An 18,302-nucleotide genomic window follows, 5' to 3' on the forward strand; every position below is an offset into this window, starting at 1 on the left:
GTTCAACTTGTAATGGGTTGTTTCTTTATCTATGAGGCACGATGAGAGAGCCATTCTAACAACATATTTTGATGCGTCGCTGTTGGATTAATACAGTCTAGATGATCTAAATAAGGCAATGCATAAAGTGTTATATAATGCCCATTTTTATAATTTTCTTGTACATAAGATAATGTCGTGTCTATATGCACAAAAGTATCATTAAATCCGTGAATGATTAATGTTTCCACATCAATCGGTGTTTGAGTGAGCGGTGAGGCTTCTCGTAGCGTATGTGTGGCAGAAGTATTAAAATATTCAGCTACAGCATCTTGACCTAAATGTTGATGCAATGTGTAAAGTAAATCGGTGACAGGGGCAAGTGCGACGATTTGATTGAATAAATCAGCTTGAAGGAGCGCAAGTTGTCCGCCAACAGAATGGCCTATACCAATGACTTGTGTGGGTGCGTAGTTTGAATCTTTAAAATGTGAGACAGCTTGTGCAACATCTTCAGTTGGACCAGGCCAAGGGTGTTCTGAGCCACGACGGTATTCGATATTGACAACTGAATAGCCTGCATCAATAAAAAAATCGATATAAGGATCCATCATTGATTTGCTATATTTTTGGCGCCAATATCCCCCGTGAATCAGCACAATCCATGCATTGAATTGAGCCTGTTGGTTTTCGTAGACATCGTAGTGTTGATCTTCATGTGTGCCATATTTGATTTGTTCAACCATGATTGAAGCTCCTTTATTGTGAGATTATTTTCTTCACTTATACCCTGCTTTCATATTAGTCAACCGTAAAGATAGTTGTGATGCACGTTAATAACTCAGTTTGATAAGAAGATGATATTGTTCAAGTGATTAAAAGGCAAGTCCCAATGTTGATATGATAAAATAAATACGGTGATTAAAATGATAGAAATTGGTCTAACAGGGTGGGGCGATCATGACACCTTGTACGAAGATTTACAAAGAAAATCAGATAAATTAAAAACATATGCAAGTCACTTTCCAGTTGTTGAATTAGATGCTTCATATTATGCAATTCAGCCTGAACATAATATTTTAAAATGGATTAGAGAGACACCTGAACGGTTTAAGTTTGTTGTGAAAATCCATCAAGCATTAACGCTTCATGCTGATTATCATGATTTTGCGGATTCGATTGCGCAATTGTTCAACGATTTTCGATTAATGATTGAACCGCTTGTTGAAGCACAAAAACTAGCGATGGTGTTAGTCCAATTTCCACCGTGGTTTGATTGCTCTACAAAGAACATTCAATACATTCGTTTTGTACGCGAGCAGTTGAAGCAATTTCCTGTATGTATAGAATTTCGACATCAGTCTTGGTTTAAAGGCGACATGAAAGAGCATACGCTTGCCTTTTTAACAGGACATCAACTCATCCATTCGGTGTGTGATGAACCTCAAGTGGGTGAGGGCAGTATTCCTTTTGTGAATCGAATTACGCATCAAACGGGATTAGTTCGATTTCATGGGCGAAATCAATACGGGTGGACTAAAAAAGATATGTCTGATCAAGAATGGCGTGATGTACGCTATCTTTATGATTATTCTGAAGTGGAACTTCAACAATTAGCTGACAAAATCAAGTTATTAGATCATAAAGCAGAGCAAGTCTATGTTGTTTTTAATAATAATTCAGGTGGACACGCTGCAAATAATGCAAAATACTTCCAGAAATTATTAGGAATAGACTACGAAGGACTTGCACCGCAACAACTTAAATTATTTTAAAGGGAGGTTACAATTTTGAGTATAGTTATTCTTATATTAGTGGGTTTTCTCTCCGCTATTATCGGTTCACTCGTTGGAATCGGTGGCGGTATTATTATTGTCCCTACGCTCATTTACTTTGGTGTCACCATGAATGTTTTAGATGGGATTACGCCTCAAACTGCAATTGGGACATCCTCAATTATTCTTATTGCGACCGGTCTTTCTTCAACGATTGGTTATTTGAAACAAAAACAAGTTGATATCAAAAATGGCTTTTTATTTTTAATTGGTATTATTCCTGGTGCGTTAATCGGTGCGTATTTAAGCCAATATTTAACAATCCATTCATTCAATTTATATTTTGGGATCTTTTTAATTGTAGTAGCAGTAATGTTGATGATACGTCATCGCATTCCACCAATCAAAGCGTTTCAACAAGAACGTTATATGAAATCTTTTACTGATGCGCATGGAGAACACTATCGCTATGGTGTCGTCCCTTCCATCGCTATTATCGCTTCATTCGTCATTGGTTTAACGGCAGGGTTATTTGGCATTGGTGGGGGTGCATTGATGACACCGCTCATGTTGCTCGTCTTTAGATTCCCACCTCACGTGGCTGTGGGTACGAGTATGATGATGATATTTTTCTCGAGTTTAACAGGTTCAGTAGGTCATATCGTTCTTGGTCATGTCTTATGGGGGTACAGTATTATCCTAATCATTTCCAGTTGGATTGGTGCACAGATAGGTGTAAAATTAAATAAAACCGTCAAGTCTGACACAGTCGTATTGATTCTACGACTTGTCATGTTAGCATTAGGCGTATATTTAATTATACGTTCATTCTTTAATTAAAGTGAGGCGATATTATGCGTTTAACGATTTATCATACAAATGATATTCACAGTCATTTGCATGCCTATACACGTATTACAGCATACCTCCAAGCAACGCGACCAACATTAACGCACGCTTCACGTTACGTCGATATTGGGGATCATGTCGATTTATCACTTCCTGTGACAGAAGGCACATTAGGTAAACGGAATATTGAATTATTAAATGAAGCAGGTTGTGATGTGGCGACAATAGGAAATAATGAAGGCATGACGATTTCTCATGAAGCGCTTAACACGTTATATGACGATGCGACATTTAAAGTGACTTGTACGAACGTATTAGATGAATCAGGCAATTATCCACGGCACTTTTTGTCGTCTTATATTGAAGAAATAGAAGGCGTTCGTATTATGTATGTAGCCGCAACAGCTGCTTTCACGCCGTTTTATCGTGCATTGGATTGGGTTGTCACAGATCCATTTGATGCGATTAAAAAAGAAATAGACGCTAAAAAAGGACAATATGATGTTTTGATTGTACTCAGCCATGTCGGCATCTTTTTTGACGAAAAACTATGCGAAGCGATTCCAGAAATTGATGTCATTTTTGGCGCACACACACATCACTATTTTGAACATGGGCAAGTGGAAAATGGGGTATTAATGGCTGCAGCTGGCAAATATGGTCATTTTCTAGGAGAGGTTACGCTCGATATTGAGAATCGAAAAGTTGTCTCTAAACAAGCGATTTTACATCCGTTAGATACGTTACCTGAAGTGGAAACGCATTTTGAAGAAGAAGGCCGCGCATTATTAGATCAACCGATTGTGACAAAGAGAATGACATTGCCTCGAGCTATGAATTATATTACGCAAACAAGTTATATACTTGCACAAAGTGTCCATGAATTTACAGAAGCTGATTGTACAATAATTAATGCAGGGTTAATCGTAAAAGGCTATGAAAATAAGTATTTAACAGAATATGATGTGCATCAAATGTTGCCACATCCGATTAACGCGGTACGAGTGAAACTCACAGGTGCGCAATTAAAAGAAGTGCTGTTGAAAGCGCGAGAACAAGCCTATATGTATGAACACGCACAGGGATTAGGTTTTCGTGGCGATGTTTTTGGAGGCTATATTTTATATGATGCTGGTTTTATCGCATCTAGTGAGCGCTATTTTGTTAAAGGTTTAGAGATTGACGATGATGAAATATATACGTTAGGCACGGTAGATATGTATACATTTGGGCGTTATTTCCCAATGTTGAAAGATGCAGAAATTACGTATTTAATGCCTGAGTTTTTAAGAGACATCTTTAAAGATAAATTATTGACAATATAAATAATAAGTCTCGTACATTTTAATTTTGTGTGAAGTTCGTTATAATGTATTGAGACCTATAAATTACGGGAGGTTATCCGCTGTTATGGCTACTAAAAATGAAGAAATTTTACGTAAACCGGATTGGTTAAAGATAAAGTTAAACACGAACGAAAACTATACAGGGCTTAAAAAAATGATGCGCGAAAAAAACTTACATACCGTTTGTGAGGAAGCTAAATGTCCTAATATTCATGAATGTTGGGGAGAACGTCGTACGGCGACATTTATGATTTTAGGTGCGGTATGTACGCGTGCTTGTCGTTTTTGTGCTGTTAAGACAGGTTTGCCGAATGAGTTGGACTTAGGTGAACCGGAACGTGTTGCACAATCAGTAGAAACAATGAATTTAAAACATGTCGTTATTACTGCTGTTGCACGTGATGATTTGAAAGACGCTGGTTCTAATGTATACGCTGAAACCGTACGTAAAGTGCGTGAACGTAATCCATTTACGACAATTGAAATTTTACCGTCTGATATGGGTGGTGATTATGAAGCGTTAGAAACGTTAATGGCTTCAAAACCTGATATTTTAAATCATAATATTGAAACAGTACGACGTTTAACACCAAGAGTACGTGCACGTGCGACGTATGATCGTACTTTAGAATTTTTACGTCGTTCTAAAGAATTACAACCAGATATTCCAACAAAATCAAGTATTATGGTGGGATTAGGAGAAACAATTGAAGAGTTGCACGAAACAATGGACGATTTACGTGCCAATGGCGTTGATATTTTAACAATTGGACAATATTTACAACCTTCTCGTAAGCACTTAAAAGTACAAAAATATTATACACCTTTAGAGTTTGGTAAATTGCGTAAAGTAGCTATGGAAAAAGGTTTCAAACATTGTCAAGCAGGACCATTAGTACGTAGTTCATATCATGCAGATGAACAAGTTAATGAAGCGGCGAAACAAAAACAACAGCTTGGTGACCAACAACTTAAAATATAAAATCCAGGTGATAGCAACATGATAAAAGTAGGAAATCACTATTTTGAATTAATTGAGTCTTATAAAGATGGATTTAATGAAGATGATTTTATCGCGAGATATTCTGAGATTCTAGATAAATATGATTTTATCGTAGGCGATTACGGTTATGAGCAATTAAGACTTAAAGGGTTTTATCATGATTCGTACAAAAAGGCAGACTTTAATAAGCGTTTTTCAACGATACAAGATTATTTATATGAATATTGTAACTTTGGTTGTGCTTATTTTATTGTCCGTCGTTTGTCGAAGCGCGAAGCTGAAGCGCAACTGGGGCATGAAGGGGCACCTTCAGAAGAGAACAAGCTGAAAGATGTTAAAATTCAGCCAACAATTCAAGATTAATACCATTTTATGATTAGCGTGTAAAAATAGAGAGATAAGCGGATAGACACGCAAAGGTCAGAAGATGTTTAGGCTTGGTTGTGTATGTTTTGGTAAAAACTATGCCCAACTTGAGTCATCCCTTATCAGGTGAGGCGAAATTTTAGCCTGTATACAAAAAGGGAGGTTGGGACAGAAATCCCAAAATAAATAGCGCTCAGATGATTTTTAATAGAAAATCGTCTGGGCGCTTCCTTGTTTCTTACTATTACAGTTAAAAATAAATTACTTTCGTATCATTTAATTCATAACGACGAAATCTAAAAGACCGATGGATTTTATTGAATCACTTCATTTAAATAAGCAGTAATTTCGTCTGCTTCTTCATCACTGACACCTAATATATAGGAAATGTAACCTTCCTCTTCTAAATCATCAGTTCCAATAATGCCAAACTTATTTGTCTGTGTATTTAACACCAAAGTTTTCCCATAATGACGATCTGTTTGAATCAACACGAGATCATAGCGGCTATGTTCGCCGACAAAGCCAACGAATCTAATCTGAGAAGGCTCAACATCATCATATAAAAACATATCTATCATCTTGTATACTCCTTTAAAATCATACTATGCCAAGTATAGCGATAAATGAAGTTGCATGCAAAATTGTGATATTATAGAGAAGAATAGGGGTGACATAAAAGTGTATTTCGTTGACAAAACACAATTAGAAACTAAACTCAAATATTTAGACCAATTAACCCAAGATTATCCAGAAGTAAAATCCAATTCATACGCATTTGAGCGTGTGGCACAAATGTTGATCGAGTCATCTGTTGACATCGGCAATATGATTATTGATGGCTTTATATTAAGAGACCCTGGAAATTACAAAGATGTGATTGATATTTTGGAACTTGAAGGTGCAATTTCTAAAGAGACTCAAAATATCTTACATGAAACGATTGATGTGAGACGTCAGTTTGTTCATTATTATGACAAGCTAGATGCGACACAATTAGTACCTTTATTTGATAAAGCCGTGCCGTACTATCAACAATTTATTAAAGAAATTGTCCAGTTTTTAGAAAATGAAAATGTACCAGTGACAGCATTTGGTAAAGGAGAGAAAGCGTGAATGAAAGCTTATAAAGGCTATTTAATCGACTTAGACGGAACAATGTATAAAGGCAGCCAAAAAATTGAAGGTGCTGCGGAATTTATTGATTATTTGAATCAAAATGATATTCCGCATATTTATGTGACGAATAATTCTACAAAAGCACCCGTAGATGTTGTCGATAAGTTAGCGAGTTTTGACATTTCAGCTCAACCAGAAGAAGTTGTGACCTCTGCAATGGCGACTGCGGATTATATTAGTGGAGAACACCCAGGCGCTACAGTATATATGCTAGGTGGAACAGGCTTAGCAACAGCTTTAGAGGAGAGCGGACTTCAATTGAAAGATGATATTCATGTGGACTATGTGGTAATCGGTTTAGATGAAGCGGTCAATTATGAAAAATTAACAAAAGCGACATTAGCTGTTCAAAATGGGGCGACATTCATTTCAACCAACCCAGATCCGTCTATCCCTAAAGAACAAGGCTTTTTGCCGGGGAATGGTTCGATTACAAGTGTAGTGACTGTATCTTCTAAGCAGACACCCATTTTCATTGGGAAACCTGAAACACCTATAATGGAAAAAGCACTTGAAATGTTGCAATTAGATAAAAGTGAAGTGGCCATGATAGGCGATCTTTATGATACAGACATTATGTCAGGCATTCATGTAGGAATGGATACCATTCACGTCCAAACAGGTGTAACTTCAAAAGAAGAGGCAATGAATCGAGAAACACCGCCTACATATAGTGTAAAAGATTTAAATGAATTGCGTGAAAATCTTATAAAAAGCGAGTGATTATTCATGGAGAAAATTTTAGTCACAAGACGTATTCCTCAAAAGTTTTTAGAACGATTAGAAGGATTAGGTGAAGTTGAGATGTGGGATCATGAACTAACACCTATGCCTCGCGAACAGTTTTTGGAAGCGGCGAGAGATAAAACAGCATTACTCGTAACATTAAGTGAACGTATCGATGCGGTGCTTTTTGAAGCAGCGCCACAATTAAAGGTTGTCGCGAATATGGCTGTCGGTTATGACAACATTGATCTTCAAACAGCTGAACAAAATCATGTGCAGGTTGCTAATACACCAGGTGTTTTAACTGAAACGACTGCTGAACTAGGCTTCGCTTTAATGATGGCCACTTCAAGACGAATTGTCGAAGCAGAAAAATATGTGCAACAGGGACAATGGGAAAGTTGGGGTCCATACTTGCTTGCAGGAAAAGATATTTATCAATCGAAAGTAGGTATTTTCGGCATGGGCGAAATTGGGCGTGCCTTTGCGAGAAGACTTAAAGGCTTTAATGCGGATATTTTATATCATAATCGCTCAAGAAATATGAAAGCGGAACATGAACTGGGTGCTTTTTACACCTCATTTGATACATTAATTAAAGAAAGTGATTTCGTCATTTGTACAGCACCTTCTACGCCTGAAACGCAAAATACGTTTAATAAAGAAGTGTTTAAAAAAATGCGAAATGATGCCATTTTCATAAATATCGGTCGCGGAGACTTAGTCGTTGAAGAAGATTTAGTGGAAGCAATAGAAAATGGTGAGATTGCGGGTTGTGGATTGGATGTGGTACGTGATGAACCAATTCCTACAGATCATCCACTATTAAAATATCCAAATGTGATTGTGACACCTCATATTGGTAGTGCGTCAGTGTTAACAAGAGATCAAATGATTCAAACCTGTATTTTAAATATTGAAGATGTCATTCAAGGTTATTTAGCGCGTAATCAGGTTGTCACGAATACACATTAATTTTAAAGTGCCTTTGAAGAAGTTAAGCACGAAAAACTTATCCATTTTGATATATCTTTTAAATATTAAAATGGATGTGGATGAGTCAATTCATCATTCATTTAGTTTTTGTCGTTATGAACTAAATGATATAGAAGTCATTTATTGTAACTATAATAGTGCGTCATGGCATGCATAAACAAAGTCATACCATACGAAGTTTTATTATAAAAAAGTAGCGCTAAGGTAATTTTCTATTAAGAAAATCATCTTAGCGCTATTTATTTTGGGATTGCTATCCCCAGTCTCTGTTTCCTTTTATATCCCGTTAACAATCTAATTCTATATTGAGTTTATGATTAGAATACTTGTTCTACCTCTACAACACCAGGTACTTCTTCTATTAAAGCACGCTCGATTCCAGCTTTTAGTGTGATGGTACTACTTGGGCAAGTCCCACATGCACCGAGTAATTGAAGTTTTACGATACCATCTTCAACGTCGACAAGTTCACAGTCCCCCCCGTCACGTAATAAGAATGGACGTAGTTTTTCAATCACTTCTGCAACTTGATCGTACATTGTCGCATTTTCAGTTGGCATGGATAATGCCTCCTTTCAAGTTAAATGGTTCTATTTGAGCTTATTTTTTTATTATAATAGAAGTAGAACAAAAAATCTATTGAATCAATTAGGGGGCATACATGAGAAAAGTGAGTGTGGTTGTCTATGGCGCGGATGTTATTTGTGCAAGTTGTGTGAATGCACCAAGTTCTGAAAACACGTATGATTGGTTGAAAACATTATTACCTAGGAAATATCCAGATATTGATTTTGAATATACTTATATTGATATTGAAAAAACAACTGAAAACCTAACAGATCATGATGTGCAGTTCATTGAACAAATTCAAGAAGACGAATTGTTTTATCCTCTTGTAACAATGAACGATGAATACGTAGCTGACGGATATATTCAGCTTAAACCGATTAAACGTTTTGTCGAACAACATTTTGATGTCACTGCAGAATAAAAAAAGCGTCAACGAAGCGTTAGAAATTAAAATTGACATGTTGTGGTAGGGTGATAAGTGAAGTTTGCCTGTTTATGGTGACACATACAATGGATTGAATGGGGAATAAATGTTAGCCTATTTCTAAATATTTAAGCGGTACAGCGTCAAAAGTTCGACGTTTGTACCGCTTCATTTTAGTTATGTTACATGTATAGAAAAAGCGTTGAGGATTAACCATTATGGTGTTTATACAACCATAGCACACCGGATTTTAATATGGATGCAAGTCGGCCAGTGACAGTTGTATCCATCAAGTAAGCAAAGCCTTTTTTCTCTCCTAATGAACCTAAAAAGCCCGGGATTTTAATTTCTGGCATCTGTTTAGGTAACGGTTTGCCAGCCCATTGTGTTTTTAAGACCATCGCAATTTGGTCTGCTTGTACTTCAGCAAGTTGAGCGCTCGGAGCGTGCGGTAGATTTGCGCAATCTCCAACAACATAAACGTTTGGATATGTTGGAATTTGATGATACTGATTGACCATAACGCGATTACTACGGCTGAGGTCAACTGGTAAATTCCTTACGATTTCAACAGGTTGTATGCCAGCTGTCCAAACAATTAAGTCATGTTTGTTTTCAGTTTCTTTATTGTAAAGGATGCCCGGTTCAACTTTAACAATATCTGAATTAGGGACGACTGTAACATCGTTCTCTTCAAACCATTTTTTAACATAATTACTTAGTTTTTCTGGAAATTGATTAAGGATGCGTTCGCCACGATCGTATAAATAAATTTTTAAATCGCTACGACTTTCTCTCAATGCACTTGCCAACTCAATGCCACTTAGTCCCGCACCGACAATACCCACTTGAGCGTTAGAAGGGAGTTCACTAATATCGTGGTATGTTTTTCTAGCTTTTTGCAGTGTTTGAATACTATAAGTATAAGCTTTAGCCCCTGGCACATTATGATACTTGTCTTCACAACCTAAGCCAATGACAAGTTCATCATAATCCACCTTGTTTTGTCCTACTGAAATAATTTGATTATCTAAATCGATATCTGTAATTTCACCATAGACTGTATTGGTTCTGTCGTGATGTGGAAAATTAACACGTACTTCTTTGTCAGACTTTGAGCCAGCTGCTAATGCATAGAACTCGGTTTTAAGTCCATGGTAAGGCATGCGGTCGATTAACGTAATATGATAATCTTCTGGAAGCGCATCAGGTAGAATTTTAGACATAATACGCATATTGCCGTAACCGCCACCTAACAAAACTAAATTCTTCATTTTTGAATACCCCTTTAGAGATGAAATTTACTATTCACACATTAAACATTTACCCCTTATGATCAATGCGGATAGTTGCATAAAATCCTACTTTCTTAATACTAATTATATCTTTTTTTCGAAAACCATACAAACATACTCAAAGTAAAATAATTGTAAAATTTCAATTATATATTGATTGTATTCAATAGAAACAGGATGTGGAAGGTGAGCGACTCCATAGAAGAAAAGGTTAAAGTTTGTTATAATGGCATCACTAAAAAATAGAAGAGGGTGTAAAATGAATCCGATTGTCGAATTCTGTATTTCCAATATGGCAAGAGGCTCAGAATCAGTGTATCAAACGTTAGAGAATGATCCGAATGTTGACGTTCTTGATTATGGATGTTTACAAAATTGCGGCATTTGTTCTTCTGGTCTTTATGCGCTCGTCAATGGAGATATGGTAGAGGGTGACACACCTGATGATTTATTACAGAATATATACGCACACATAGAAGAAACATGGATTTTTTAAGGGAGGCTTTGCTATGGCTACAGTAAATTTAACAGAAGCAGCAGCTTATGAAGTGAAAGATATGTTGGAACAAAATGATATGCCAGAAGGTTATTTAAAAGTTAAAGTTCAAGGAGGTGGCTGTACAGGCCTCACATATGGAATGACTGCTGAACCAGAACCAGGCGAAAATGATGAAGTTTTAGAATTTTTTGGGCTAAAAGTCCTTGTGGATAAAGCGGATGCTCCAATATTAAATGGCACAACAATTGACTTCAAACAATCATTAATGGGCGGTGGCTTCCAAATTGATAATCCGAATGCTATTGCTTCATGTGGCTGTGGAAGCTCATTCAGAACAGCACAAGTCGCAGGTACACCTGAAGATTGTTAATTAGGAAGTTTTGAGAATGTGATTAAAGCAGTAGGTATCGAGTTTGTTTCTCAACAAACCCAATACCTACTTTTTTAGTTGTCATTTTTTAACGGTTGGTGAAACATTCGCTAACCGTTATGTTAATTATTATGACCTAATATAGGAAAACTAGAGAGTTGGAACTATGAAATCCTCATACATACTAAAAAAGGCCATTTGTATCGTTTATAATTGAATTTTTGACGAAAACATATTGGAGATGAGAAAATAGAAAAGTATATTAAACAACAAAGTCGGAAGCTGTTACAATCTTATGACATATTAACTTGAATTCAATTCTAAAAAACTATACACTTATTAATGACATTATTTTTACAATTGATATACTGTAAAATTTCGAGGGTATACAGTATATACAAATCATTAGATTATATTATGAAAGAATAGGTGAATACAAATGGCAGAACGCAAAAAAGTACTCGTTTTAGGTGCTGGTTATGCTGGCTTACAAACTGTGGCTAAACTTCAAAAGCAATTATCTGAACAAGATGCACAAATCACATTAATCAATAAAAATGACTACCACTATGAGTCAACTTGGTTACATGAAGCTTCAGCTGGTACGATTAGCTATGAAGATGCATTATATCCAATTCAAAGCGTGTTGAAAAAACATGTTGATTTTGTGTGTGCTGAAGTGACTAAGATTGATCGTAATGCAAAAAAAGTTGAAACAACACATGGTATTTTTGAATATGATATTTTAGTCGTAGCATTAGGTTTTGAATCAGAAACTTTTGGCATTTCTGGTATGAAAGAACATGCTTTCCAAATCGAAAACGTGCATACTTCACGTCAAATTTCTCGCCATATTGAAGACCAATTTGCGAATTATGCCGCTTCAAAAACTAAAGACGATAAAGATTTAGCTATCCTTGTTGGAGGCGCTGGTTTTACAGGTATCGAATTTTTAGGTGAATTAACTGATCGTATTCCAGAATTAGCGAATAAATATGGTGTAGATCCAAGTAAAGTTAAAATGACTTGTGTTGAAGCCGCACCAAAAATGTTACCAATGTTCTCTGATGATCTGGTTAGCTATGCTGTGAGCTACTTAGAAGAACGTGGCGTTGAATTTAAAGTTGGTACACCAATTGTAGCAGCGAATGAAAAAGGATTCGTTGTAAAAGTAAACGATGAAGAACAACAACTTGAAGCGAATACAGTTGTATGGGCTGCAGGTGTAAGAGGTAGCCATTTAATGGAAAAATCATTCGAAGGTGTAAAACGTGGTCGCATCGTAACAAAACAAGATTTAACAATCGAAGGTTACGACGATATCTTTGTTATTGGTGATGTTTCTGCATTTATTCCTGAAGGTGAAGAACGTCCATTACCAACAACAGCACAACTTGCAATGCAACAAGGTGAAAAAACGGCAACAAACGTTGCTAAAATATTAAAAGGTGAATCTACTGAGCCATTTGTATACAATGATCGTGGTACAGTATGTTCATTAGGTCATCGTGATGGTGTAGGTGTTGTATTTGGTCGCGAAATCACTGGTAAAAAAGCTGCATTCTTAAAACGCGTGATTGATACACGTGCTGTTTTCAAATTAGGTGGTATCGGCTTAGCATACAAAAAAGGTAAATTTTAATAGATTGAGTTGAAATGAAACTGTTTAAATGCTAAAACAAACACAACTTACCTGTCTCTTTCATGGTATCAGTGGCTCACAGATATTTTTTCATCAGTCTGATTAAGTGATGCGCTAAGTTGCTGAGTTGTCATAAGCTTATCATCACCGGTAACGACACAATTATATTTAGAATAATGACAATGAATATATTGTTTGATGAAGCATAAAAAAAGTATATGCAAATGAGAGCAGAAGTCCTTTGCCTATACAAAGACTAAAATAGTCAGCCACATGGGGGCGGGAGTTAGGAATCTTAATCAATGATAGGATTTCTTTTCCGCCCCCCTATTTACATACTTGAAAGGAGTGAATGTAGTGGGAACACAAAATACAGCGCATGCGACAGTTATTGTTGCAGGAATCCCAGAACATTTAAATCAATATTTTGATGAAGTAAAGCAAGAACAATCACTTTATGATGCATTAAGTGATTTGAAAGCGAGCCATATTATCAGTTCTCAACGCGGTGAGGTTGCTTCAACTGCGGTATCGATTGATAATGAAGTACGCCATTTGATTACTGTTGGATTAGGGAATATCAATCAAATGGAAGAAAAAGATTATTTAAAAATTTGGGGTAATTTATTCCAATACTTACAAAAGAAATCTATCTCTAAAATAGAGCTTAAAGCGAATACATTTTTATCAAAATCTTTAGAATCTAGTACCGTTTTTAATTTAATGGGTCTACAAAGCGAGCAATCAATTTATCAATTTGATGATTATAAATCTGATAAGAAACCCGCTTTTCGTTTAAAAATGACATCTACAGATCAGTATTTGCAAGATGAAAAGAAAGCAATTGAAGCGGGTCAAAAATTAGGACGTGCCATTAATAAAGCACGTGATTTAGGTAATATTCCGCCTAATATTATGACACCTCAATATTTAGCTGAAACAGTGGAACAATACTTTAAAGATTCAGCTGTTAAAGTCGACATTAAAGATGAGCAAGCCATTCAACAAGAAGGTTTTGGTTTAGTTCATGCTGTCGGTAAAGGTTCAATTAATCCACCTAGAGTCATCACTTTAGAATATTATGGTGACCCTGACAATTCAGACCGAGTGGTCGCACTAGTCGGTAAAGGGATTACTTATGATTCAGGTGGTTATACCATTAAGACACGTACAACAATGCCGACGATGAAGTTTGACATGTGTGGTGCAGCAAATGTTATTGGGATGATTGAAGCGGCAAAAGAGCTTAAACTAAAAGTCAATATCGTCGCAGTCATTGCTGCTGCAGAAAATATGGTAGCGAACAATGCAATGAAACCTGATGATGTATTTACTGCGTTAAGTGGAGAAACAGTTGAAATTCCAAACACAGACGCAGAAGGTCGACTTGTTTTAGCGGATGCGACATTCTTTGTGAATCAATACCAACCACAAATCATTTTAGATTTTGCGACTTTAACAGGTGCAGCGATTGCAGCTCTAGGTGAAGATAAAGCTGCAGTATTTAAAAAGAACGTTGATCCTAAAGCATTAGAAGAAGTACTTCAATCAGCACAACGATATGAAGAGCTTGTTTTTGAACTGCCTATTACTGAAACTGAACGTAAAAAGTTAAAATCTTCAGATGTTGCTGATATAACGAACCATGTGAACTCACCGGGCGGCGCTTTATTTGCAGCTGCTTTTGTGACACATTTTAGTGGTGAAACACCCCACTTACACTTCGATATTGCAGGGCCTGCGACAACCGAAAAAGCATCACATAGAGGGCCTAAAGGACCAACAGGTTACATGATTCCAACTGTTGTGGATTGGTTAAAAACACAATACGGAACAATTGATAGTGAATAGGTCTAAGTAAAAATCATTGAGAAAAACGTTGAGGTTTGAGACATGATGACCTGAAGTATATAGGTTTGTTACCAAAAAGAGTCATCACGTACATCATATCCGAAATAGTTTTAATTCACGTATTAATAGACATGAGAGTGAGAAGGTATCTAAATGTATAAGATATCTCTTCTTGCTCTCTTTGTTGTTTGAACTGCCTGTTACCGTTTGATTTTATAAGTGGCTTGAAATGATTTTAATTAAAAAGGGCTTATATTAAGTTTTAGTGGCTTTTTAATAACGCAATAACTTTTTAGTGCTTCAACAAGTCCTAGATTTTACAGTCGATTGACGAAATGTATGATAACTGTTAGTATATTAAACATACACTTTAACTCGATAATGAACTAAAGGAGATTTTGGAATGAATTCTGTTTTAATTGCAGTTGTCATTATGATTATACTTTGCTTATGCAGACTAAATGTTGTCATCAGTTTGTTTATCAGTGCGCTTATAGGTGGTTTACTTGCAGGCTTACCTTTGCATCATACGATTTCTACGTTCACTGATAATATTGTAGATGGCGCAGAAGTGGCGTTAAGTTATGCATTACTTGGTGGTTTTGCTGCCTTAATTTCATATAGTGGTATTACTGACTATCTTGTAAAAAAGATTATTCAATCGATTCGTGCAGAAGAAACGAAAGTATCCCGAATTAAGATAAAAGTCTTAATTATTGTGAGTTTACTGATGCTCAGTATTATGAGTCAGAATGTCATTCCAGTACATATTGCGTTTATTCCTATTGTTATTCCGCCTTTACTCAGCTTATTTAATGAGTTGAAAATGGATCGACGTTTAATTGCAATGATTATTGGTTTTGGTCTCTGTTTCCCATACGTGTTGCTGCCATTTGGTTTTGGTCACATCTTTCATGAAATCATTCAAAAAGGTTTTGAAAAAGCGCATCATCCAATTGCTTTTAACTCGATTTGGAAAGCGATGCTTATTCCAGCGTCTGGTTATATCATTGGCTTAATTGCTGCAATGATTTATTATCGTAAACCTAGAATTTATAAAGAAATTAAAACTGATCAAGCAGAAGCAACTGTAGAACTTAAGCCATATGTGCTTGTTGTAACCATTGTCGCGATACTTGCAACGTTTACCGTTCAAACTTTGACGGATTCAATGATATTTGGCGCATTAGCTGGTGTCCTTGTTTTCTTTGTTTCAGGACTATACTCTTGGAAGAATTTAGATGACCAGTTTGTCGATGGTATTAAAATTATGGCCTATATTGGTGTGGTCATATTAACTGCTAATGGTTTTGCTGGCGTGATGAATGAAACAGGGGATATTCAGAAGTTGGTCAATAGTCTGACGCTTATCGCAGGAGACAATAAATTTTTAAGTATTATTTTAATGTATATTATTGGACTTGTTGTGACGTTAGGTATCGGTTCATCTTTTGCGACGATACCGATTCTTGCAGCATTATTTATTCCTTTTGGAGAATCTTTAGGAATGAGTACGATGGCATTGATTGCTTTAATTGGTACAGCAGGTGCATTAGGGGATTCAGGTTCACCAGCAAGTGATTCAACATTAGGACCGACAGCAGGATTAAATATAGATGGTCAACACGATCATATCCGAGATACATGTATTCCTAACTTTGTTTTTTATAATGTGCCGTTGATTATTATGGGAACAATTGCAGCACTTATATTATAATAAACGAGAAAGGGGGACAATAAGATGACACATCTTATGGAACTATTAGAGATTAAAAAAGTGAGTGAATCACCAGGCTATGTTAAATTGTCTATGCCTGTATCCGATAAGGTTAAGCAGCCTTTCGGTTATTTACATGGTGGCGCGACAATGGCGTTAGGTGAAACGGCATGCTCAATAGGATCATTCAATTTATTAGAACCGAGTCAAGGTATCCCTGTAGGCTTAGAAATGAATACAAATCATATTAAATCTGCACGAGAAGGTATGATTTATGCTGAAGCGCGTATTTTACATGAAGGGCGATCCACGCATGTTTGGGATATTCGTATGACGAATGAAGATGACGAATTGATATCAGTAATGCGCGGCACACTCGCAATTAAACAGATTAAACGTGAGTCAGTTTAGCTACGATTATACAAATACGAATCATATGTGTGAAAGCATTCAATCACATTCTTGTAGTAATAAAGATGTGTGTATGCACGCCTTACTTAATACGAATAAAAACCCGAGATGATTTCGTGATTTTCACGAAAAATCTCGGGCTTATTAATGTTGTTCATATAGCCTCAGTAGATAATCAAATTAAATCAATGAAAAACTATAACTTCGTACCTTTCATGTCATCTTTAACTTCATCTAGCTTTAAACGCTTTGAAGCGGGTGTCTTGAGATTATAAGCTGATTTCAAGACTAAATGACTTGAGAGCGGACCAGTCAAAAATACAAATGCGATACCGATTAAGAGTTGAAAATTGACGTAACCTTCTTTACCAATAAAGTAAATAAAAGTTCCTGTTAGTAAAAGCATTGTACCTAAAGTTGCTGCTTTACCCGCTGCATGTGCACGTGAATAAACATCGTCAAGTCTTAACATCCCAATCGCAGCCAATGCACTAAATAATGCACCAATGATAACAAGTATCAATCCTATACTAATCACGATTGTCTCTGTCATGTTCAATCACCTGACCTTTGTCCATAAATTTCGCGAAAACAGCAGTGCCTAGAAAGGCGAGAATACCAATTAATAAAATCGCAACAATCATATAATGTGTATCGAGTATGATTGAAAACAGGCCGACGATAGCCATTAACTGTATACCGATTGCATCTAACGCTACAACGCGATCAGGTAAAGTTGGCCCTAAAATCACACGGACAAGGATGGCTAAAATCGAGAGGACGACAATAACTAAAGCGATAATAATAAAAACATCAAAGTTCATTACGATTCACCCACCTCTCTCACTGCTTTTTCAAGAGAACCTTTAATACTCGCCACTTCTTCTTCTTTTGTTGAAAAGTTTAAACAGTGAATATATAAGCGTTTCATATCATCATTCACACCGATAACAACCGTACCTGGAGTTAATGTGATGAGATTGGAAAGTAACGCGACTTGCCATTTATGTTGTAAATCTGTTTCATAAACAAAGAAAGCAGATTCATTTTTAATTCGCGGTTGAAGAATAATACGCAATACATCGATATTTGCTTTAATTAATTCGATTAAGAAAACAAAGATAAGTTTAATGATTTTGTATAGCGTAATGATATAAAATCGGCCGGGCAAGATTTTGCGCATCAAATAAACTAATAGTAACGCGAAAAGGTAGCCTAGGACGAAAGAATTCATCGTATAACTATCTGATAAAAACAACCAAAATATTGCTAAAATCAAATTAATCACTATTTGTACTGCCATA

General features: G+C 36.2%; 22 protein-coding genes. 15 read left to right on the forward strand and 7 right to left on the reverse strand.

Annotated elements, in window-relative coordinates:
- Positions 1–29: 29 nt before the first annotated feature.
- Positions 30–725 (reverse strand): alpha/beta hydrolase, encoded by a 696-nt coding sequence (locus tag HMPREF1208_RS01570; protein ID WP_016424587.1) that lies wholly within the window; start codon positions 723–725, stop codon positions 30–32.
- A 180-nt stretch (positions 726–905) separates the two neighbouring features.
- On the opposite strand from HMPREF1208_RS01570, the gene HMPREF1208_RS01575 reads away from it, so the two are divergent.
- The 5 genes from HMPREF1208_RS01575 to HMPREF1208_RS01595 all read left to right on the forward strand — a co-directional run bounded on the left by HMPREF1208_RS01575 (position 906) and on the right by HMPREF1208_RS01595 (position 5,315).
- A complete protein-coding gene (locus HMPREF1208_RS01575; RefSeq protein ID WP_016424588.1) occupies positions 906–1,754 on the forward strand; it encodes a DUF72 domain-containing protein in 849 nt (282 codons plus the stop codon).
- 15 nt (positions 1,755–1,769) lie between these two features.
- The gene (locus tag HMPREF1208_RS01580) at positions 1,770–2,594 is read left to right on the forward strand and encodes a sulfite exporter TauE/SafE family protein (RefSeq protein WP_016424589.1); all 825 of its coding nucleotides are present in this window, start codon (positions 1,770–1,772) and stop codon (positions 2,592–2,594) included.
- Positions 2,595–2,608: 14 nt separating this feature from the next.
- On the forward strand, positions 2,609–3,928 hold the full coding sequence (locus tag HMPREF1208_RS01585; RefSeq protein WP_016424590.1) for a bifunctional metallophosphatase/5'-nucleotidase: 1,320 nt from the start codon (positions 2,609–2,611) through the stop codon (positions 3,926–3,928).
- Positions 3,929–4,013: 85 nt separating this feature from the next.
- Positions 4,014–4,931, forward strand: coding sequence for a lipoyl synthase (gene lipA, locus HMPREF1208_RS01590; RefSeq protein ID WP_016424591.1), 918 nt, complete (start codon positions 4,014–4,016; stop codon positions 4,929–4,931).
- 18 nt (positions 4,932–4,949) lie between these two features.
- Complete coding sequence (locus HMPREF1208_RS01595) at positions 4,950–5,315, forward strand: YutD family protein (RefSeq protein ID WP_016424592.1); 366 nt, start codon at positions 4,950–4,952, stop codon at positions 5,313–5,315.
- A 317-nt stretch (positions 5,316–5,632) separates the two neighbouring features.
- On the opposite strand, the gene HMPREF1208_RS01600 is transcribed toward HMPREF1208_RS01595, so the two are convergent.
- Positions 5,633–5,899, reverse strand: coding sequence for a DUF3055 domain-containing protein (locus HMPREF1208_RS01600; protein ID WP_016424593.1), 267 nt, complete (start codon positions 5,897–5,899; stop codon positions 5,633–5,635).
- Between the two features lie 100 nt (positions 5,900–5,999).
- Here HMPREF1208_RS01600 and HMPREF1208_RS01605 point away from each other — a divergent pair, with 100 nt between their 5' ends.
- The 3 genes from HMPREF1208_RS01605 to HMPREF1208_RS01615 are packed head-to-tail and all read left to right on the forward strand — an operon-like array spanning position 6,000 to position 8,198.
- On the forward strand, positions 6,000–6,434 hold the full coding sequence (locus HMPREF1208_RS01605) for a DUF86 domain-containing protein (RefSeq protein WP_016424594.1): 435 nt from the start codon (positions 6,000–6,002) through the stop codon (positions 6,432–6,434).
- Positions 6,435–7,220 (forward strand): TIGR01457 family HAD-type hydrolase, encoded by a 786-nt coding sequence (locus HMPREF1208_RS01610; protein ID WP_016424595.1) that lies wholly within the window; start codon positions 6,435–6,437, stop codon positions 7,218–7,220. It begins immediately after the preceding gene.
- A 6-nt stretch (positions 7,221–7,226) separates the two neighbouring features.
- Positions 7,227–8,198 carry a 2-hydroxyacid dehydrogenase gene (locus HMPREF1208_RS01615; protein WP_016424596.1) on the forward strand — a complete coding sequence of 324 codons (972 nt, stop codon included), beginning with the start codon at positions 7,227–7,229 and terminating at the stop codon, positions 8,196–8,198.
- 338 nt (positions 8,199–8,536) lie between these two features.
- Here the strand turns inward: HMPREF1208_RS01615 and HMPREF1208_RS01620 are convergent, their stop codons facing one another.
- Positions 8,537–8,779 carry a NifU family protein gene (locus tag HMPREF1208_RS01620; protein WP_016424597.1) on the reverse strand — a complete coding sequence of 81 codons (243 nt, stop codon included), beginning with the start codon at positions 8,777–8,779 and terminating at the stop codon, positions 8,537–8,539.
- A gap of 101 nt (positions 8,780–8,880) precedes the next feature.
- Between HMPREF1208_RS01620 and HMPREF1208_RS01625 the strand changes: the two genes are divergently transcribed.
- Positions 8,881–9,210 (forward strand): YuzD family protein, encoded by a 330-nt coding sequence (locus tag HMPREF1208_RS01625; protein WP_016424598.1) that lies wholly within the window; start codon positions 8,881–8,883, stop codon positions 9,208–9,210.
- 212 nt (positions 9,211–9,422) lie between these two features.
- Here the strand turns inward: HMPREF1208_RS01625 and HMPREF1208_RS01630 are convergent, their stop codons facing one another.
- On the reverse strand, positions 9,423–10,487 hold the full coding sequence (locus HMPREF1208_RS01630; protein WP_016424599.1) for an NAD(P)/FAD-dependent oxidoreductase: 1,065 nt from the start codon (positions 10,485–10,487) through the stop codon (positions 9,423–9,425).
- Positions 10,488–10,767: 280 nt separating this feature from the next.
- On the opposite strand from HMPREF1208_RS01630, the gene HMPREF1208_RS01635 reads away from it, so the two are divergent.
- From HMPREF1208_RS01635 to HMPREF1208_RS01660, 6 genes are all read left to right on the forward strand, one after another.
- A complete protein-coding gene (locus HMPREF1208_RS01635; RefSeq protein WP_016424600.1) occupies positions 10,768–11,004 on the forward strand; it encodes a YuzB family protein in 237 nt (78 codons plus the stop codon).
- A gap of 13 nt (positions 11,005–11,017) precedes the next feature.
- Entirely contained in the window at positions 11,018–11,377 is a 360-nt protein-coding gene (locus HMPREF1208_RS01640; protein WP_016424601.1) for a HesB/IscA family protein, read from the forward strand.
- A gap of 439 nt (positions 11,378–11,816) precedes the next feature.
- Positions 11,817–13,019, forward strand: a complete 1,203-nt coding sequence (locus tag HMPREF1208_RS01645; protein ID WP_016424602.1) for an NAD(P)/FAD-dependent oxidoreductase — start codon at positions 11,817–11,819, stop codon at positions 13,017–13,019.
- A gap of 357 nt (positions 13,020–13,376) precedes the next feature.
- Positions 13,377–14,870: a leucyl aminopeptidase family protein gene (locus HMPREF1208_RS01650; RefSeq protein ID WP_016424603.1), complete on the forward strand. Its 1,494-nt coding sequence runs from the start codon at positions 13,377–13,379 to the stop codon at positions 14,868–14,870.
- 403 nt (positions 14,871–15,273) lie between these two features.
- A complete protein-coding gene (locus HMPREF1208_RS01655; RefSeq protein WP_016424604.1) occupies positions 15,274–16,587 on the forward strand; it encodes a Na+/H+ antiporter family protein in 1,314 nt (437 codons plus the stop codon).
- Between the two features lie 24 nt (positions 16,588–16,611).
- Positions 16,612–16,998: a PaaI family thioesterase gene (locus HMPREF1208_RS01660; RefSeq protein ID WP_016424605.1), complete on the forward strand. Its 387-nt coding sequence runs from the start codon at positions 16,612–16,614 to the stop codon at positions 16,996–16,998.
- A gap of 196 nt (positions 16,999–17,194) precedes the next feature.
- Here HMPREF1208_RS01660 and HMPREF1208_RS01665 read toward each other — a convergent pair whose 3' ends face one another.
- The 3 genes from HMPREF1208_RS01665 to HMPREF1208_RS01675 are packed head-to-tail and all read right to left on the reverse strand — an operon-like array spanning position 17,195 to position 18,301.
- Positions 17,195–17,551 (reverse strand): Na+/H+ antiporter subunit G1, encoded by a 357-nt coding sequence (locus tag HMPREF1208_RS01665; protein WP_016424606.1) that lies wholly within the window; start codon positions 17,549–17,551, stop codon positions 17,195–17,197.
- Positions 17,529–17,822, reverse strand: coding sequence for a Na(+)/H(+) antiporter subunit F1 (locus tag HMPREF1208_RS01670; protein WP_016424607.1), 294 nt, complete (start codon positions 17,820–17,822; stop codon positions 17,529–17,531). The genes HMPREF1208_RS01665 and HMPREF1208_RS01670 overlap by 23 nt, the downstream gene beginning before the upstream one ends.
- Entirely contained in the window at positions 17,822–18,301 is a 480-nt protein-coding gene (locus tag HMPREF1208_RS01675; protein ID WP_016424608.1) for a Na+/H+ antiporter subunit E, read from the reverse strand. Before HMPREF1208_RS01675 ends, HMPREF1208_RS01670 begins: the two co-directional genes overlap by 1 nt.
- Between the last annotated feature and the right edge of the window lies 1 nt (position 18,302).

Source organism: Staphylococcus sp. HGB0015, from assembly GCF_000411275.1.
Lineage (GTDB): Bacteria > Bacillota > Bacilli > Staphylococcales > Staphylococcaceae > Staphylococcus > Staphylococcus schleiferi.

Excerpts from the sequence above, each read along its gene's own strand:
- HMPREF1208_RS01570 (WP_016424587.1), bottom strand. The coding sequence starts at position 725 with ATGGTTGAACAAATCAAATATGGCACACATGAAGATCAACACTACGAT.
- HMPREF1208_RS01575 (WP_016424588.1), top strand. The coding sequence starts at position 906 with ATGATAGAAATTGGTCTAACAGGGTGGGGCGATCATGACACCTTGTAC.
- HMPREF1208_RS01585 (WP_016424590.1), top strand. The coding sequence starts at position 2,609 with ATGCGTTTAACGATTTATCATACAAATGATATTCACAGTCATTTGCAT.
- lipA (WP_016424591.1), top strand. The coding sequence starts at position 4,014 with ATGGCTACTAAAAATGAAGAAATTTTACGTAAACCGGATTGGTTAAAG.
- HMPREF1208_RS01595 (WP_016424592.1), top strand. The coding sequence starts at position 4,950 with ATGATAAAAGTAGGAAATCACTATTTTGAATTAATTGAGTCTTATAAA.
- HMPREF1208_RS01600 (WP_016424593.1), bottom strand. The coding sequence starts at position 5,899 with ATGATAGATATGTTTTTATATGATGATGTTGAGCCTTCTCAGATTAGA.
- HMPREF1208_RS01610 (WP_016424595.1), top strand. The coding sequence starts at position 6,435 with ATGAAAGCTTATAAAGGCTATTTAATCGACTTAGACGGAACAATGTAT.
- HMPREF1208_RS01615 (WP_016424596.1), top strand. The coding sequence starts at position 7,227 with ATGGAGAAAATTTTAGTCACAAGACGTATTCCTCAAAAGTTTTTAGAA.
- HMPREF1208_RS01620 (WP_016424597.1), bottom strand. The coding sequence starts at position 8,779 with ATGCCAACTGAAAATGCGACAATGTACGATCAAGTTGCAGAAGTGATT.
- HMPREF1208_RS01625 (WP_016424598.1), top strand. The coding sequence starts at position 8,881 with ATGAGAAAAGTGAGTGTGGTTGTCTATGGCGCGGATGTTATTTGTGCA.
- HMPREF1208_RS01630 (WP_016424599.1), bottom strand. The coding sequence starts at position 10,487 with ATGAAGAATTTAGTTTTGTTAGGTGGCGGTTACGGCAATATGCGTATT.
- HMPREF1208_RS01635 (WP_016424600.1), top strand. The coding sequence starts at position 10,768 with ATGAATCCGATTGTCGAATTCTGTATTTCCAATATGGCAAGAGGCTCA.
- HMPREF1208_RS01640 (WP_016424601.1), top strand. The coding sequence starts at position 11,018 with ATGGCTACAGTAAATTTAACAGAAGCAGCAGCTTATGAAGTGAAAGAT.
- HMPREF1208_RS01645 (WP_016424602.1), top strand. The coding sequence starts at position 11,817 with ATGGCAGAACGCAAAAAAGTACTCGTTTTAGGTGCTGGTTATGCTGGC.
- HMPREF1208_RS01655 (WP_016424604.1), top strand. The coding sequence starts at position 15,274 with ATGAATTCTGTTTTAATTGCAGTTGTCATTATGATTATACTTTGCTTA.
- HMPREF1208_RS01660 (WP_016424605.1), top strand. The coding sequence starts at position 16,612 with ATGACACATCTTATGGAACTATTAGAGATTAAAAAAGTGAGTGAATCA.
- HMPREF1208_RS01665 (WP_016424606.1), bottom strand. The coding sequence starts at position 17,551 with ATGACAGAGACAATCGTGATTAGTATAGGATTGATACTTGTTATCATT.
- HMPREF1208_RS01670 (WP_016424607.1), bottom strand. The coding sequence starts at position 17,822 with ATGAACTTTGATGTTTTTATTATTATCGCTTTAGTTATTGTCGTCCTC.
- HMPREF1208_RS01675 (WP_016424608.1), bottom strand. The coding sequence starts at position 18,301 with ATGGCAGTACAAATAGTGATTAATTTGATTTTAGCAATATTTTGGTTG.